The sequence below is a fragment of the Wolbachia endosymbiont of Brugia pahangi genome (assembly GCF_012030695.1).
Lineage (GTDB): Bacteria > Pseudomonadota > Alphaproteobacteria > Rickettsiales > Anaplasmataceae > Wolbachia.
The window spans coordinates 496,088-512,864 of record NZ_CP050521.1 but is presented as its reverse complement, the minus strand read 5'-3'; the positions used below and the strand labels follow the sequence as shown (position 1 = coordinate 512,864).

General features: G+C 34.4%; 13 protein-coding genes. 3 read left to right on the top strand and 10 right to left on the bottom strand.

Annotated elements, in window-relative coordinates:
• Positions 1 to 26 precede the first annotated feature (26 nt).
• Positions 27 to 2,588 carry an ATP-dependent chaperone ClpB gene (gene clpB, locus WBP_RS02480; protein WP_167895951.1) on the bottom strand — a complete coding sequence of 854 codons (2,562 nt, stop codon included), beginning with the start codon at positions 2,586 to 2,588 and terminating at the stop codon, positions 27 to 29.
• A gap of 405 nt (positions 2,589 to 2,993) precedes the next feature.
• Between clpB and WBP_RS02475 the strand changes: the two genes are divergently transcribed.
• On the top strand, positions 2,994 to 3,491 hold the full coding sequence (locus tag WBP_RS02475; RefSeq protein ID WP_167895950.1) for a hypothetical protein: 498 nt from the start codon (positions 2,994 to 2,996) through the stop codon (positions 3,489 to 3,491).
• Between the two features lie 98 nt (positions 3,492 to 3,589).
• Positions 3,590 to 4,759: a 1-deoxy-D-xylulose-5-phosphate reductoisomerase gene (gene dxr, locus WBP_RS02470; protein ID WP_167895949.1), complete on the top strand. Its 1,170-nt coding sequence runs from the start codon at positions 3,590 to 3,592 to the stop codon at positions 4,757 to 4,759.
• A gap of 530 nt (positions 4,760 to 5,289) precedes the next feature.
• Here the strand turns inward: dxr and pstB are convergent.
• From pstB to WBP_RS02430, 8 genes are all read right to left on the bottom strand, one after another.
• Positions 5,290 to 6,048: a phosphate ABC transporter ATP-binding protein PstB gene (pstB, locus tag WBP_RS02465; protein ID WP_167895948.1), complete on the bottom strand. Its 759-nt coding sequence runs from the start codon at positions 6,046 to 6,048 to the stop codon at positions 5,290 to 5,292.
• Positions 6,045 to 6,839, bottom strand: a complete 795-nt coding sequence (gene dapB / locus WBP_RS02460; protein WP_167895947.1) for a 4-hydroxy-tetrahydrodipicolinate reductase — start codon at positions 6,837 to 6,839, stop codon at positions 6,045 to 6,047. Before dapB ends, pstB begins: the two co-directional genes overlap by 4 nt.
• An 863-nt stretch (positions 6,840 to 7,702) precedes the next feature.
• A complete protein-coding gene (locus tag WBP_RS05665; RefSeq protein WP_225416056.1) occupies positions 7,703 to 7,924 on the bottom strand; it encodes a hypothetical protein in 222 nt (73 codons plus the stop codon).
• A 295-nt stretch (positions 7,925 to 8,219) separates the two neighbouring features.
• Positions 8,220 to 9,230, bottom strand: a complete 1,011-nt coding sequence (gene holA, locus WBP_RS02450; RefSeq protein WP_167895946.1) for a DNA polymerase III subunit delta — start codon at positions 9,228 to 9,230, stop codon at positions 8,220 to 8,222.
• Positions 9,231 to 9,235: 5 nt separating this feature from the next.
• On the bottom strand, positions 9,236 to 9,445 hold the full coding sequence (locus WBP_RS02445) for a hypothetical protein (RefSeq protein ID WP_167895945.1): 210 nt from the start codon (positions 9,443 to 9,445) through the stop codon (positions 9,236 to 9,238).
• Between the two features lie 131 nt (positions 9,446 to 9,576).
• On the bottom strand, positions 9,577 to 10,386 hold the full coding sequence (locus tag WBP_RS02440; protein WP_011256376.1) for a metal ABC transporter permease: 810 nt from the start codon (positions 10,384 to 10,386) through the stop codon (positions 9,577 to 9,579).
• Between the two features lies 1 nt (position 10,387).
• Entirely contained in the window at positions 10,388 to 10,753 is a 366-nt protein-coding gene (locus tag WBP_RS02435) for an Mth938-like domain-containing protein (protein ID WP_011256375.1), read from the bottom strand.
• Between the two features lie 3 nt (positions 10,754 to 10,756).
• The gene (locus tag WBP_RS02430) at positions 10,757 to 11,623 is read right to left on the bottom strand and encodes a 4-(cytidine 5'-diphospho)-2-C-methyl-D-erythritol kinase (protein ID WP_011256374.1); all 867 of its coding nucleotides are present in this window, start codon (positions 11,621 to 11,623) and stop codon (positions 10,757 to 10,759) included.
• Between the two features lie 80 nt (positions 11,624 to 11,703).
• Between WBP_RS02430 and WBP_RS02425 the strand changes: the two genes are divergently transcribed.
• Positions 11,704 to 15,063, top strand: a complete 3,360-nt coding sequence (locus WBP_RS02425) for a UvrD-helicase domain-containing protein (RefSeq protein WP_167895944.1) — start codon at positions 11,704 to 11,706, stop codon at positions 15,061 to 15,063.
• Between the two features lie 1,473 nt (positions 15,064 to 16,536).
• On the opposite strand, the gene WBP_RS05660 is transcribed toward WBP_RS02425, so the two are convergent.
• Positions 16,537 to 16,734: a JAB domain-containing protein gene (locus WBP_RS05660; protein ID WP_246166112.1), complete on the bottom strand. Its 198-nt coding sequence runs from the start codon at positions 16,732 to 16,734 to the stop codon at positions 16,537 to 16,539.
• Positions 16,735 to 16,777: the final 43 nt, after the last annotated feature.

Here is a 16,777-nt window from a genome sequence, read left to right as displayed (position 1 = left end):
TTTTTTAACGTAAATACACAGTGAACTTAAACCTTTTTAACTAAGATTTCATTATTAAAAGCGTACACTATTAATTTATCACCTTCTGCTACTTCTCCCGATAAAACTAACTTAGCTAGATTATTTTGAATGCATTCTTGTATTACCCTTTTTAGTGGTCTTACCCCATATTCGGGATCGTAGCCAGCTTGTGCTATTAGTTCTTTGGCTTCCTGTGATAAACTTATACTTAGCTTACGCTTAACAATTATTTTTTGTAAATAGAGGAATTGAACATCTATTATTTTATAAATGTCGTCCTTGGTTAAACTATGGAATATAATAATTTCGTCAAGTCTGTTTAAAAATTCAGGACGAAATGCTGATTTAACTATTTGCATCACTTCGCTTTTTACAAAGTCAGCAACTCCTTTAAGCATTATCTCAGCGCCAAGGTTGGAAGTTAAAATTAGTATAGTATTACGGAAATCAATTAATTTGCCATGGCTATCGGTGAGCCTACCTTCATCCAAAATCTGCAGCAATAGATTAAATATATCTGGATTCGCTTTCTCTATTTCATCAAACAAGATTACCTGATATGGCCTTCTTCTTACTGCTTCAGTTAATCTTCCACCTTGCTCATAGCCAACATATCCTGGGGGTGCACCAATTAACTTTGAAACGGAATGTTTTTCCATGTACTCTGACATATCAAAGCGCAGAAGTGCTGATTGATCATCAAACAGAAATTCAGCAAGGGCTTTCGCAAGTTCCGTTTTTCCAACTCCGGTTGGGCCCAAAAATAAGAATGAACCAAAAGGTCGATTAGTATCCTGAACACCAGAGCGGGAGCGTCTAACTGCATTACTTATTGCTTCTATTGCATCCTTTTGTCCTATCACCCTTTTTCCTATTTCATTTTCCATGCTAAGGAGTTTTTCCTTTTCACTGTGCATCATATTATCAACTGGAATTCCTGTCCACTTTGAAACAATATTTGCAATATCATCTTCAGTAACTTCTTTTTTTAAGAAGCTATCGGTAACTTTCTCCTGATTCATTAATTCATTTTCAAGATGAGGAATTACACCATACATCAGTTCTCCTGCTTTTTCTAATTTTCCACTGCGCTGAGCTAACTCCAGCTCTTTTCTCGCATTATCCAGTTTTTCAGCTGTTTCTTGTATTCTAGCTATTTTATTCTTTTCCATTTGCCATTTACTGTTTAAGTCAGTAAATTTACTGTTTAGGTTTTCGATTTCTTCATTTATCTTCTTTAGGCGCTGCTTAGAATTTTCATCACGTTCTTTTTTCAGAACTTCTGACTCAATTTTTAGCTGTACAATCTTTCTTTCAAGTTCATCAATAATCTCAGGTTTGCTATCCATTTCAATTCTCACCCTGCTTGCCGCCTCATCAATCAAGTCAATTGCTTTATCAGGTAAAAATCTATCTGTTATATACCTATTGGATAACATTGCGGCAGCGATTATTGCACCATCTGTGATTCTGATACCATGATGTACTTCATACCTTTCCTTCAAACCTCTTAGTATAGAGACGGTATCAGTTTCAGTTGGTTGAGAAATAAACACAGGTTGGAAACGCCTTGCAAGTGCAGGATCTTTTTCTATATGTTCACGATACTCATCTAAAGTTGTGGCTCCTATGCAGCGAATTTCTCCGCGTGCAAGAGCAGGCTTCAACAGATTTGAAGCATCCATTGCACCACTTGTTGCTCCTGCTCCAACTAAAGTATGAAGCTCATCTATGAACAAGATAATTTTTCCCTCTGCTTTTGCAAGCTCATTGATAACAGCTTTTAGTCTTTCCTCGAACTCTCCTCTAAATTTTGTCCCAGCAATTAATGCACCAAGATCTAAGGCTAAAACTTTTGCGTCATGTAAACCAAGTGGCACGTCATTTGCAACAATTCTATTTGCAAGCCCTTCAACTATCGCGGTTTTTCCAACACCAGGTTCACCTATCAGCACTGGGTTATTCTTTGTTCGCCTCAGTGATACTTGCATGGTTCTTCTGATCTCTTCATCACGACCAATCACGGGATCAAGCTTGCCTTGCATAGCAAGCTCCGTAACATCTTTTGTATATTTCTTCGCTGCGTTTAAATTTTCCTCACTGTTAGGCGAATCTGCACTGCTACCTTTTCTCATTTCTGTAATAACTGAATTTAATTTTTGTGGTGTGACGCCGTTCTCTGCCAGAATTCTACCTACAGTATCATTTTTTTGTGCAGTCAATCCCTGCAGTAAACGCTCAACGGTGACAAATGAATCTTTGTTCCTTCTAGCCATACCAATTGAATCTTCAAAGACTTTTGCTACTTCTCTTGAGAGTTGAAGGCTACTGCTTCCTGGACCTTTGACTATTGGAAACTTTTTTATTGCATTATTCACAGCTTCAGAAATACTTTGCGCATTTCCACCACAAGCGCCTATTAAATCTTGGACTAAACCTGATTCATCCTCAAGCATCACTTTTAGTAAATGCTCAGGCATAAAAACCTGATGCCCAGTTCCCAATGCTTTCATTTGGGCACTTTGAATTAGGCTTTTTGCTTTTTCGGTAAATTTATTTAAGTCCATAATAAAGTTTAACGCATATTTCCTGGTATATATAGCAATTATTTTCTTAATTTAAAACTAGAAATTGTTCACTATCAGGTAAAAATCTATGATCGTTGTTCTTGACAATACAACTAATACTTTATACCTGTATGTATAATTACCATTTTTTACCATAAAGACCCAAAAGCTGCAAAAACTTAAGGTTAATATGCTGTAACCAAGACTCGTCAAGTATTTTTTATGTTGAAATTTGCCTGGTTATTTTTTTGCTTGATATTGACTGCGTAGAAGCCATACACGCTGCAAGCACTCAATAAGTGTCATGGTTTTCTACATACATTAAAACATGGTTATTCAAGAGCCTTATTGATATTTTGCAATATTTGTGGTAGAATAATATTCTAAGGTTTAGAATAAAAACTTATGACTGAAGCTCAAGGTACAAATATTGCAGAGTGGCAAGCTCAACAACACCACCAAGAGCACCAAGGAGAAAAGAGCGGTTTTGGTCTTGGTCACAGTGACTCTATTGCAACAATTGTAGATGGAATGAAGTGGTTGTTCAACTTTCATGAGGGGGCAATTCCTGCTTACAGCAACGTGTTTGAAAGTTTGGTAAGTGGTAATCTTGCAACGTTGTTTGGAAAGTCAGGCAATATGTTTGGCATAAAATTTTTTGAGAGTCTTGCAGAATATTTTTCAGGTGGAGATGAAGAAGATATGCCATCAGAAGGAATGGATATGGCTCATGGTGAAGATGGACCTCATCAAGATGATTTTCCACATGCTAGTGATCAGATTGCTAATGATGCTGATGGCTTACACAACATGCATAATGCAGGTAATCACTATGGTCAGTCTTTTTCACCTAGTCCTTCACCATCTGTTGGTGACGACCATGGATATGAACTTGGTGGTTAAATGAATTTAATCTTAGAAATTGCTGAATAACTGTAAATAGTTGAGAAGGGACACTTCTCCTTTCCTTAATTTGTTATAATTAACGCGAGTTTGTTTTAGTGAAAAAGATTTCAGTTTTAGGATCGACAGGAAGTATTGGGAAAAAGACTGTAGATTTACTATTAAAGAGAAAAGAAGAATATCAAGTAGAAGCACTCAGTACCTGTTCGAATTTTGCTCTACTGGCATGCCAAGCAAAACTGCTAAATGCAAGGTATGTTGCTATCTCTAATAAAAGGTTTTATAAAGATTTAAAAGAAAGTCTACTTGGTACGGGCATCAAAGTAGAAGTTGGTACTGAGGGTCTAATGAATGTTGCTTCTCTGCCCGTTGATCTCTCAGTTGTTGCAGTAGTTGGTATTGCAGGTCTTGAGCCAGTAATGCACGTCATAGAAAGTGGTACTAAAGTCATTGCACTAGCAAACAAAGAAAGTATTGTTTGTGGTGGAAAACTATTACTTAAGAAAACCGAAGAAAAAAACGTACAGATAGTTCCTATTGACTCTGAACACAATGCAATTTTTCAAGTTTTGCAGAATGGCAATAAATGTGTAGAAAAGATTATACTCACTGCTTCTGGTGGGTCATTCTTGAATTATAGCCTTGAGCAATTAAGAAACGTTACAGTAGGTCAAGCACTCAGTCATCCTACTTGGAACATGGGAAAGAAAATCTCAGTTGATAGTGCAACTATGATGAACAAAGCGCTGGAGATAATAGAAGCACATAATTTATTTAATATTAGCCCAAACAGAATTGAAGCAATAGTGCATCCCGAATCGATAATACATGGAATTGTAATTTATAAGGATGGTTTTAATTTTGCTGTACTTGCAGAGGCTGATATGGCAATTCCCATTTCATATGCTCTGTCTTGGCCAGAAAGGTCAGCTTTAAGTTATAAATTAGATTTAACAAAGCAGAAATTGACCTTTCAAGAACCGGACCATAAGCGCTTTCCTGCGCTAAAGCTTAGTATGGAAGTGTTAAATTCCTCCTCTCCACACACAAATAGCATAGTACTTAATGCTGCAAATGAGGTAGCTGTTGATAAATTTTTAAAATCACGAATTGACTTTTTGGAGATAATAAAAGTAGTAAAGTTAACAGTAGAGAATTTTGATAGTTACACTGACATTAACTCATTATCCGATATAATAAACATTGATCTTGAAAGCCGTGCTATTGCAAAAGAAATTATCAAAAATAAAGTTCTTGTGTATAGCTAAAGTAATTGGACTTGCCAAAATGCGTTTGCAGTTAGAATTCTTAAACTGTCATGGTAGCTGATAGAAGCGAAAATTTACTTAACAAACTACGCCAGTCCCCTTGTCGTAACATCAAAGCTATTTATTTAGCTTCAGTCTGTGCAGATAAAATAACAAAAAACTCGATGTACTTAGCGTTTCATGTTTAATTTTTGCACTATATGCACTGTATGTCTTTATAAATTTTTAAGGTTTTTACCTAATATAAGCTGAAGTGCGCTTGTTAAAGCATTTGAAACAGTAAAAAATGCCAATTTATAAAGTTAATATAAATAACTAGTTACTAACGGGCTTTCTTGCCTTTTTTTACTTAGTAAATTTCTTAAAATTTATAGCTGAAGCAATTTAGGAGCAAACGAAAATAGTGTCACACACTAGCATGATAAGAAGTGGGTATGGACAACAGGAGAAGGAAACTGGGATAACAGAAATAAGGTATCATACCAATGCGTTTTCCTGTTCAGCTACTTGGATGATGGAAATGGTAGATTTTAATGATCCAGGATATACTCTTTTGTTAAAGGAGATCGAGCATTTTCAAATATCTCTTGAACACTTCCGGATTCAACAATTTTGCCATTACAAAAGAAAATTATGCTGTCAGATAACTTTTTAGCTTGTTTCATTGAATGAGTTACCATAATTATGGTGAATCTTAATTTCAGCTCTTGTATGAGATTTTCGATTGCATTAGTTGCCATTGGATCAAGTGCAGAGCATGGTTCATCCATTAGCAAAATAGTTGGCTTCACTGCAATAGCACGGGAAATGCATAGCCTTTGTTGTTGGCCACCAGATAAATCTAGTGCGCTGTCTTGCAATCTGTCTTTTAACTCTTCCCATAAACCAACCTTAGTTAAACTGTTCTCCACTATTTCATCTAATTTTTGTTTATTTTTTACCATGCCGTGTAATTTTGGCCCATAAGCAACATTGTCATATATTGATTTTGGAAAAGGATTTGGCTTTTGAAATACCATACCAACTTTTGCTCTAAGTAGCACAACATCCACGTTGCGTGAATATATATCACCTAGTCCGTCAATATCTAGTTTACCGGCAACTTTGCACCCCGGTACATAGTCATTCATACGATTAAAACAACGCAAAAATGTCGATTTACCGCACCCGGATGGCCCGATAAAAGCAGTAACTTTTTTCTTGCAAATATCCAAATTTATATCAAATAAAGCTTGCTTAGAGCCATACCAGAGACTTAAATTTTTAACAAAAGCGTGTGTATTATTCATATCACGTCCTGCATTGAATAGAGCCCTGGAGTTTCTCTTTTATTTTCGTATAGCCATATTGCTGCTCGAACAGCCCCTCTAGCAAATGTTGTGCGATCAATTGCTTTGTGATTTAACTCTATTCGTTCATCGGAATTGATAAACATTACACTATGGTCTCCTACCACTCCACCTCCACGAGATACTGCAAAACCTATCTTCCCCTTTTCTCTTATGTTTGAACTATTATGTGAATGTTGGTAGGGTTGAAAATCCACTTTTAGAGCGTTGGCAATTGCTTTGCCAAATTCCATAGCTGTTCCAGATGGTGAATCTTTTTTTAAGTTATGATGCATCTCCCAAATTTCAACGTCATATTCATTATCCAAAAACTCAGCAGCTTTTTTTACCAATTTCAGCAGCACATTAACTCCAACACTCATGTTTGCCGACCATAATATCGGAATTTTAGCGGCATACTTTTTTAAATTGATACTTTCTATTCCAGTTGTACCACTAACCAGAGGTGTTTTAAATTTCATAGCCGCCTTAAGGCAGGCTAACATACATTCCTTGGTTGTAAAATCTATTACAACGTCAGATGACTCAAATACATCACTAATAGAACTTGTAACTTTGATTCCTAAATTGGAACTGTGGTATACAGCTGACCCAATATCTGAATCTATATACTTACTGCCTAAACGGGCAACAGCACCTGCTATTTCGACTTGGGTATTTGTAATTAATTCATTGAGTATCCTTTTGCCCATCCTACCTGAGCAGCCTATTACTCCAACCTTGATTTTCATAAAGCTTATATTAGGCTTTTTTTAAAGCTTTGTCATTTTTATAAGATATAAAATTTTCTTATTGAGCTAAATACCAAGTTGCTCTGCCTTCTTTTTTTCTATGCTGAGGTGATGTGATTACTCTTTACAAGACTGGATACATGCTTCTTTAAGGTCCTTCCGATTTGCTTTAGTAATATTTTCTAAATCCTGCATTGTAAGACGTTCATGTTTGCTAAGTAAAGCCAATATTTAAGCTGAAAGTGACAGTAAGCAGAAATTTAACATTTTTTTATGTTGACACCTTTTGCTCGAGGTGAGATTTTTGCTTTTGTAGTGACCTTAAGAAAAACATAAGCCATGGGTTAAAGTCATAGCTACCAGCCTTTAAAGATTGTTGAGTACGACGCAAAGCTAAGTAATAACTCTCCTTACTACTTTCAATTATACTCTCAAGAGAACTATAAGGTACGTAGGTATATCCTAACTTTAGAAACAAGAAAGTTGTAAGAGTACATGACAATCTGCTATTTTCATCTTGAAAAGGATGGATAGCTAAAAAAGTAACTATAAAGATGACTCTCTCTAATTAATAGAGGTTGTAATGGTTTCTCTTCTAATTGCTGGCTAGTCCAATAAGTAAGTTCTTGCGTTTGTATCACTGTTTAAATGGAGAAGCTATTTCAAAAATTATGCCTAAGCTCTTTCCAGATTCATTAAACGTTTTAACATGATTGGAAAATTTCTTACATTCTCCCATGTACCTCTGATCTTTAATGTGAAAATTGTAAAAGCCAAATATGAAACTGTTTTTATAATGCTCTCTGTAAATGGCATATTTTCAAAATTTTGAAATACTTTTCCTCACACATACGCATATCCGGCTATTTTCGTTCATCTCGAGAACGGAATGAGTGTGTATCAAGTTTGGATAGTAGTTGCTCAACCTCATGGTCTGATAGCTTTACCCCTCCAATACAAGCAGAAGAACCAATGCTTTCGATCGTTGCAATTTTCTTGAACATTTGTAAACATTCTGGAGCTAAATTACCAAATAGTTGCCATGCTCCTTTAAATTCATCAATTTCAGTAATTAGTTTCAGCATTTCAGGTATTATTACACTTTTGAAATGTCAAACTATTCGTATTTTTATCTAATTGCATTCGATTGTATCCGAAAATATCCTATTAGTAATAGCATAAAACGCAGAGAGCACACTGAAGTTGATGGGTACAAAAGCTATTTTGTGTCAAAATATAATGTTTTGATGAAATTATAAGAAAAACTATAACTAAATTAGCTTGGGTTCACTGACAACCATCATTCTGCTATTTGTTAGTAGAATCTATGATGAGATACCACGAATGAATTGCAGTATGACGAGGGAAACCTTACTTATTTTAGCTATAGGTTCCAATGTCAGCCATTTGCAGTGCATGTTGAAAAATCATTCTATGATCTAAATCAGTTTTTTTACAGGTAATTTCTAAGCTTATTAAGCTTTCTAGGATCTTCTTGAGTTCTGAAAGTTGAAAAATTTTCAGGTGGGACTTAAAGCTTTGCAATTGTTTAAAAAATAACGGAGGATTTAGCTGATCAATCGCAACCTGTTCATTCATTCCACCTTGTATTGACAGCAAGACCTTCTCAAGGCGTAGGAAATAATTTGATATAATACGGATTAGTCCTATTGGTGAGAAATTTTCTTGTAATATCAATGTATCGGAAATTTTGATGAAATTTGCCATATCTTTGTTTGCTATAGCAGAACACAAATTATCAGGTGTAACATAATCATTGCTAAAAGTTGAAAGACACAGCTCTATATCAGCTGGTTTGAGATCTTTTCTCTCTCCTAGATATAAAACTAATTTCTCAAGTTCTGAATGTATAGGTAGATTACTATAATTGAAGTAGGACTGTAAGTGGTAAATTATCTCATTTGTATATTTTATATCGTTTCGTTTCAAGTAGCTTGATATAATATCGTAAAGGTTACTACCACTATTCTTGTAACAAGCAATTACGCCGAAAGTTTTTGAGCTTTCTATGTAACTTTTAATTGTGGAATTATATGAAAGATCAGTTGCTATCATTATTACATAATGACCGCCTGCATTGTAATCCAATACATTTTTTAACTCTTTGGATATATTCCCAGTTACATTTATTAGCTTAATTAGTTTCTTACTAGTAAACATCGAAATGTTTGCCAACTCAGAAAATAATAGACCAGGTGACTTATTCACCATTGCGAAATCCATCATCTGAACTGAATACTCACTCAGACTGGCAACTATTTCTTGCGTAAAAAAATCAACTTTGCTATTATCATTCCCATGAATTAACACACCACTTAAAATATCTGGTTTCTCTAGGAATTTTTTGACCTTAGACGGTGTGACCTTCATGTACTCTATATAATATCATTGTCATGTGTATGAGTGACTAATTCATTTTGCTGTATGTAAGCTAAAGATTCTGAATCTTCTTGTACAGCACTATGTGTGTCACACTCCGTATTCTGTGTGTCATTTGATACATCTATTTCCCTGAGAATATACTTGCGGTAAAACTTTTTCATAGGTTGAGATACATACTTTGAAAAAAAACCTTCCTCAGCCATATTGTTTACTCCATAAAATTAAAAATTTATCACTACCATACTAAGGATAATATAGCAAAAACTATTTAATCCTAAAGTAGCCGTATCATATAACTAATGCATTACAAAATCATCAATACTTGAAAATGAAATTAAGCCAATCTATTTAACATTAACCTTATAAAATAAGCAATAATTAAATATGTAGTTGCAGTAAGTATAATTGCAGGTCCTGTCAATAAGTCAAAACTTGCAGATAATATAAGTCCTGATATTCCAGAGATCAAAGAAAAAACTGTTGCAACGATAATCATCTGCATTGGAGTTTTTGAGATAAGCCTTGAAGATGCTGCTGGTATCAACAAGAACGCAGCAATGAGTAGTATTCCTATTAGTTGGGCAGACACTGCTATAAATATGGCAAGAGTAATTAAAAATTCTAGCCTAACCAAATTTACATTAACTTTTTCAACTATTGCTAAATCTTGGTTAATTGAGATTATTAGCCAGTAACGCCATCTAAATATTAATATCAGGACGACTACTATTGAGGTTAAAGAAATTAATACTATATCACTCTGTTCCAGTGTTAATATGTTGCCAAATAGTGAACTAATAATGCTACTATTGCTTGATGGAAGAAAGGACATAAGTATTAAACTTGATGATAAAACTACATTAGTAACGATGTTCAATATTGTATCAACAGAATATAACCTATTAAAATTAAGGGAAAGTAGTATAGCAAATACAATTGCAATAAGCATTATGCTTATTGATGGGCTAATCTTAAAGATTAAAGCCAATGCAATGCCAAGCAATGAAGAATGAGATAAACTATCACCCAGATATGATAATCTTTGCCATATCATAAATGACCCTAAAGCACCTGTTACTAAGCTAATTATTACTATCGCAATTAGGCTATTGATGAAGAAGTCCTGTGTAAATATTTCAAACATGCTATATTATCTTTAGATAAGTAACAACAAACCTGTCTTCAGATATCAAAACATTATGGGTCCTGCATGCTGCGTCAGTTGTCATAAATTCAAAATTTAAACCTTTTTGTTCTATAAGGTAGGACTTCACTGAAGAATTTGGTATATTGCGTGTTTTACCAGTACCTATTAACAAAATTTCTATTTCCTCTGTTAAAAAAGATTTAAAATGTTCCTTGCTATTTATACCACTTTCTTTTAACTTAATCACCTTTTCAGGAAAAATTATAATTGAGCTATGATACTCTTGATCATTCACCAAAAATTTTCCTTCGCTGTAGCCATTTATAAAGTTTTTACTCTTAGAAACTAAAGGAGTTATATCCATAAATCAAACTATTAATTGAGCGTCACATACCCACCATTCTGGCTGCTTTTCTCTGATATTAACTGCAGCGGTTTTTGCATTTTCTTCACTATCAAATATTCCAAAGCATGTTACACCACTACCTGACATACGAGAAAGTATGGAACCTTCTTGTGACTCTAATGCTAATATCACATCTCTAATTTCAGGGACAAGACTTATTGCTATTTCTTGAAGATCGTTTTCTGTCTCTTTAAGGAGTTTTAACAAATCTTTCTCAGTGTCATCTCTCCATTCAATTGGCTTGGAAAAGTTCCCTCCATATTTAGAAAATACTTCTGGTGTACTCAAGAACTTTTTTTTCGGTTTTGCAAGTACTATATTTGTAGGCAGGGAGAATTTATTAATATAACATAATTCTTCACCAATACCTCTGACCAAAACTGGCTTACTATCTATACTTGCAGGAACATCAGCACCAACGCTTAAAGCTATTTCGTTTAGGATTGGTCTATCAATTTTCCATAATTTTCCTAGCGTACGTATCACAGCTCCAGCATCTGAAGAACCACTACCTAGGCCTGCAGAAGTTGGTATGTTTTTTACAACCTTTACAGTGACTTTAGTACGTACAGGAGCGTGCCTAAGTAATAGATTAACTGCTCTCATTACGGTATTGTATTTGTTACTTATTTTGAGCTCAGAATTTACAAATTCGACTATAGGATTGTCATACCTGAAATCCTTTTCACCTACTTTTATTTCCAAGAAGTTGGAAAGATTAGCGAAGACAAATAAGCCTTCGATCAAATGATACCCTGTTTCTTTTTTTTCTACAACATGCAAAAAAAGGTTAATCTTTGCAGGAGCCTTTACACAAAAACTTTTCATTTATATATCTTCACTAACACCTTATAATATTATACGTATAATGCTATTTTAGTCAACTTTTTACAGTTTTCATACTTCTGATGAAACCAGATATCATAAATCCTAATTTTTCTGTATGGGTGAATGCATCCGCTGGTACAGGCAAAACGAAAATCTTAATAGATAGAGTATTAAGACTTTTATTAGAAAATAAAAGGAATATTTTCTGCTTAACATTTACCAATGCTGCAGCAAATGAGATGGAAAGTCGCATTCATAATATACTCAGTAAGTGGGCAGTTTGTTCAGATAACGAACTAATCGCATCTTTAGAACAGCTAGACCTCTCTTTACTGTTGCTTCAGCACCACTATCCGCCATCTCATCCTTTCCTATCATCCCAGTGCTTGACACTGAGATCTAGATGGCCGCAGACAAAAAATAGTGAAGTATTTAATCATTATTTAATCCAAGCGAGGAGGCTTTTCTCTGAACTGGAAAATCTTGATTTAACTATACAGACTGTACATGCCTTTTGTTATAAGTTAATTTCTAGCTTTCCTGCAGAAGCTGGCATTGTTCCAAATTGTACGCTGAGCGAATGTAAGGAATTACACTCCATTGTATTTGATAAATTACTTCATAATGAAGCTGTGCAAGATAGTATAAAATTTATTGCAGCTGAAGTTGATGAAAATAAGTTACGCGATTTGCTTTATACTTTGTGCATAAAAAGATCTGTGTCAGCAAACAATCTAGAATATGTCAAAGGTAAACTGAGTGCTCCAGATGAAATTCATGGTTTACAGAGTGAAGCGACTGAGCAAATAGAAAGATTAGCCGAAATATTAAGTAAAGGCAGTAAACGAGATCGGAATTATAGCAAGATGCTTGATCTTACATCTTCCTCTTTCATCCAAGTAGCTGATACTAGGATTCAAAAATTAGATTCCAGCGCCACACGCTGGAATGACATCAGTATAGAAAACTTAGTCAAAGTGTTTTTAAAGTCAGAATCGTGCGAGAAAAAAAGCATATCATCCATTATAACGAAGAGTACTTTGGAGAAATTTCCAGGTGCAGAGCAAGTAATAGAAAATATTCAGAATGCAGTATTTACTCATGTAAGAGATATAAACTCTTATCAAATATTCAAAAGAACCAGTAGTTTGCTGGATATATTTAAAGTATATATTGATTTATACAATAGTGAAAAGTTGAAGAATGCACTGCTTGACTATAATGATATAATCGATTTAGCAACAAATCTTCTCAGCAATCCAGATTATAAAAATTGGGTATTGTTTAACTTAGATCAAAAAATAGATCACATTCTTGTTGATGAGGCACAAGATAATAGCATCAGTCAATGGAAAATTATAGCAAATCTCTGCGATGAATTTTTTATCTGTAATGATGAAAAACGAACCTTGTTTGTTGTTGGTGATGTAAAACAATCCATTTACAGATTTCAGGGGGCAAATCCTCACCTATTCAACTGCATGCAACAATACTTTCATACAAAATCTGGTGGCAAAGATTGGATATCATGTCAGCTTGAAAAGTCATTTCGCTCAACTCCGGAAACTTTAACACTTGTAGATAGGTTATTTAACAACTTCCGTGAAGAGATATCTTTTGTTGATAGTGAAATAAAACATATTCCATATAGAGAAAACGATCAGGGATACGTTGAAATCTGGCCGTTGTTGCCAAGATGTAAAGAGGAAAAACAGCAAGCTTTACAAATTCATTTGATGCATAGGAAAGATTATATAATAACAGATCGATTGCTTGCCCAGGCAATAGCTCACAAAATTCACAGCTGGTTAAATGAGGGACGAATTTTAGTCGCTAAAAATCGCCATATAGAACCAAGAGACATTATGATTCTGGTACGACAGCGAAATATGCTAGTTGATTACGTAATAAGTGAACTTAAAAAAGCAAATATACCAGTTGTAGGACGGGACTATTTTAGAATTATGGACTACATAGCTGTGCAAGACTTGATAGCTTTGACTGAATTTTTACTTCTTCCAACAAATGATTTGGCTCTTGCAAATGCTTTAAAATCGCCACTATTTAATTTCACTGAAGATGATTTATTTAATATTGCATATGATCGTAAAGAACAGTCGTTATGGGAAAGACTCCAGAATTATTCTGAAGATATCTATAGTAAGTTAAACGATCTCATTAACTTATCTCACATAGAATCACCTCTTACGTTATTCACACATATACTTCGTACAGGTAAGAAGAAATTCGCTGCAAGGCTAGGTCTTGAATGCTTTGAGGTCCTAGATGAATTTATGAACCTTGTGTTACAATTTGAAAACCCATCTCTTCAAGCGTTTGTTCAGTGGATAAAGGAAAATAACCCAGAGATTAAAAATGATATGCAATCAGAACGCAATGCTGTGCGAATAATGACAATTCATAAATCAAAAGGTCTGCAAGCTCCCATAGTATTTTTGGTTGATACGAATACAGTACCAAAAAACAGTGAAAGCATTGTTCTTGATGCGATGGGAGCACCATTTTTGTGTGGAAAAAACAACAACGCTTATTGTGACCAAGTGAAAAGGGAAAAAAAACTGGAGGATTATAACGAGTATCTGCGTTTGTTATACGTGGCACTCACGCGTGCTGAGGATGAGTTATACATTTTAGGTAAAGAGCCAGTACAAAAGGGCTCTTGGTATGATATAATCACTAAATATGGAGAGCCGTATGAGAAGAAATACATGGAGTTACACCAAATATTTAAAGAAAAAGTTGAGGTATTATGTGTAAATGCAAACTATCCTTACATTTATAAAAAACGTGATTATTTTAACGTTCCTGCTGTTTTGCCTCCACCGAATTTATCAATTTTGTTCCAGCACTCTTCTTCACCATCCCAGTATCCTCTCCTATCACCCCAGTGCTTTGATACTGGGATCCATTCTTTTTCTCCACTAGATCCCAGTGTCACGCACTGGGATGACAAAAAAAGGAACACCTTGATGACAGATGGCTACACAAGAGGCTTGATAATTCATAGCATACTGCAGTATATGCCTAAGATAGAGAAAGACAGGAGAAAAAATTGGATAGGAAAATATCTTGATAATATAAACATCAGGAAAAATAAGGATGAAATTTACAGAAAAATATTAGCCTTTAATGAAAAATATGATTATCTGTTTGACTTAGATGGTAAGTCAGAAATTACACTGAGTGGAACAATCAATGGCAAACCGGTATTAGTACGATTGGATAAGCTATGCATAACGCAGGATAAAGCAATTATAATTGACTATAAATCACACCGTAACGTTTCTGTTTCCTCATTAAATGAAATAAAAAAACAGATGTTGATCTATAAAACCTTAGTACAAGAGATATGTCCAAACAAGCAGGTAGAGTGCATGGTTATTTGGGTGGAAGATTTAACCATTCAATCTGACTTTTGATGGAACTTGATTGCAAGAGAATGTGATTGAAGCCTTGCCAGTTGGTGTATGTGCTACGAGCATTATTAATTTTCCTTTTTTAAAGCTACTAGTTATATATTTAATGTCTATGAAGTATTTTCCTAGCCCTTCTCATAAATATTATCTCTGCACCTAATGTAACCATGGTTACTTCATATCCTAAGGTGTTTACATAATATATATGCGGTAATCACCAACTCTTAATCTTCTCCATCCTTTGAGGCTGCAGTGTAAAGCTTTACCAAGATTAGTAGGACCAACTATAGGCCGCTCATTTATTGCATCTACAACCCTTAATCACTGTTTTCAGAAGATCTAGAAGATCTTTCTTAAGAATATTGTCTAAGAAGATAATAGTGTATTTCAATCTACTTCCTTGCTTTTAGTCTTTTTTGCACTTCCAATATCATATTCATCAGCAACCACAGATAATAAAATACCTTCCTCTTCATGCTTAACTGCTTCTCTGAGTAATTTATCTGCTAATTCTTGAGCAGACTACTTGGTAAGTTCAGATAGTTCAGTAAGGTGCTGTAAAATTTCTTTGCTGAAAGCTATATTAGTACTTGAATCTGCTATAAATTTTACCAAAATCTACTACTATAGTTAGTATATAGCATTTTTTTTAATTTTTTAATAATAAAAGTTACTGAGTATGTGAAGAGGGTTTTAAGTACCTGTGTTAATAAATTATTAAAAATTTAGTATACCATATAATTGGTTTGTCATTCATGATGAATAGCTAGTTGCTGCTGTATCTCACATAAATTTCGCTAACACGTAACAGCTCTGTCTGCTACTTTCATGACAGGCAAGAAGTTCCATAACGAAGTAGATTGAATTTTTAGCCATTCAGAAAAAAGGCAAAAGAAACCCCGGTCATTATTCATTATTGGCGTTTTTAAGTCTTAAACGCTACAATTTAGCTGCTTTTCAAAACAACTAATTGGGGCTTAAATATTTAAGAAACTTGCCAAGCAGAAAAAAAAGACAAGAAACCCCTGCAGTAGCTAATCACTAACTCTTTATTTTAAAAATTTGGCGTTGGGTAATGCCTTAAACACTTTATAAGCGCGTTTCAGCTTGTATAACTAAAAACCTAGAATTTTATAAAGACATACAGTGCATATAGTGCGAAAAATTAGACAACAATACACCAAATACAAAACTTTCTTGTCATTTTAATCTACACAAGATTGGAAAGCCATATAAAATAGCTCCACTACCACTGTAAGAGAGCTGGCAAAGTTTGTCAAGTAATTTTACAGCCATCTACTTCATTTTATGTTATTTGAAGAGTTTACACTACTGATAGCGAAATGACGATAATTAAGCTACTGTAGCTATAAAAGTTTTTCACAATAACCTATTTTCCTTGAAATTAAAGTAGCTACTGAATGTAACAACACATGTGGTCTATTAGTTCTATTCTTACGCTTTTGCAAGCTTCTGCTAGCTACCAGTGAGGGATATATTGCTACTTGAAGGTTGTGTATCTCCACTTGAATGGTTATGGGATATTACTATGGATGTTGAACCAATCAAAAGAACACGCTTGATAATATCTTTGACATAGAGAGGAGTTTGATCTATTGTACTAATGTTCTGCAGGTCTTCCGCTATTAGGTGGTATTTTTTATTCGTGTAAATGACATGAAAGTTTTTCTCATTTAGGCTTCCTATACTTATTCTT

Excerpts from the sequence above, each read along its gene's own strand:
- clpB (WP_167895951.1), bottom strand. The coding sequence starts at position 2,588 with ATGGACTTAAATAAATTTACCGAAAAAGCAAAAAGCCTAATTCAAAGT.
- WBP_RS02475 (WP_167895950.1), top strand. The coding sequence starts at position 2,994 with ATGACTGAAGCTCAAGGTACAAATATTGCAGAGTGGCAAGCTCAACAA.
- pstB (WP_167895948.1), bottom strand. The coding sequence starts at position 6,048 with ATGAATAATACACACGCTTTTGTTAAAAATTTAAGTCTCTGGTATGGC.
- dapB (WP_167895947.1), bottom strand. The coding sequence starts at position 6,839 with ATGAAAATCAAGGTTGGAGTAATAGGCTGCTCAGGTAGGATGGGCAAA.
- WBP_RS05665 (WP_225416056.1), bottom strand. The coding sequence starts at position 7,924 with ATGCTGAAACTAATTACTGAAATTGATGAATTTAAAGGAGCATGGCAA.
- holA (WP_167895946.1), bottom strand. The coding sequence starts at position 9,230 with ATGAAGGTCACACCGTCTAAGGTCAAAAAATTCCTAGAGAAACCAGAT.
- WBP_RS02445 (WP_167895945.1), bottom strand. The coding sequence starts at position 9,445 with ATGGCTGAGGAAGGTTTTTTTTCAAAGTATGTATCTCAACCTATGAAA.
- WBP_RS02440 (WP_011256376.1), bottom strand. The coding sequence starts at position 10,386 with ATGTTTGAAATATTTACACAGGACTTCTTCATCAATAGCCTAATTGCG.
- WBP_RS02435 (WP_011256375.1), bottom strand. The coding sequence starts at position 10,753 with ATGGATATAACTCCTTTAGTTTCTAAGAGTAAAAACTTTATAAATGGC.
- WBP_RS02430 (WP_011256374.1), bottom strand. The coding sequence starts at position 11,623 with ATGAAAAGTTTTTGTGTAAAGGCTCCTGCAAAGATTAACCTTTTTTTG.
- WBP_RS02425 (WP_167895944.1), top strand. The coding sequence starts at position 11,704 with ATGAAACCAGATATCATAAATCCTAATTTTTCTGTATGGGTGAATGCA.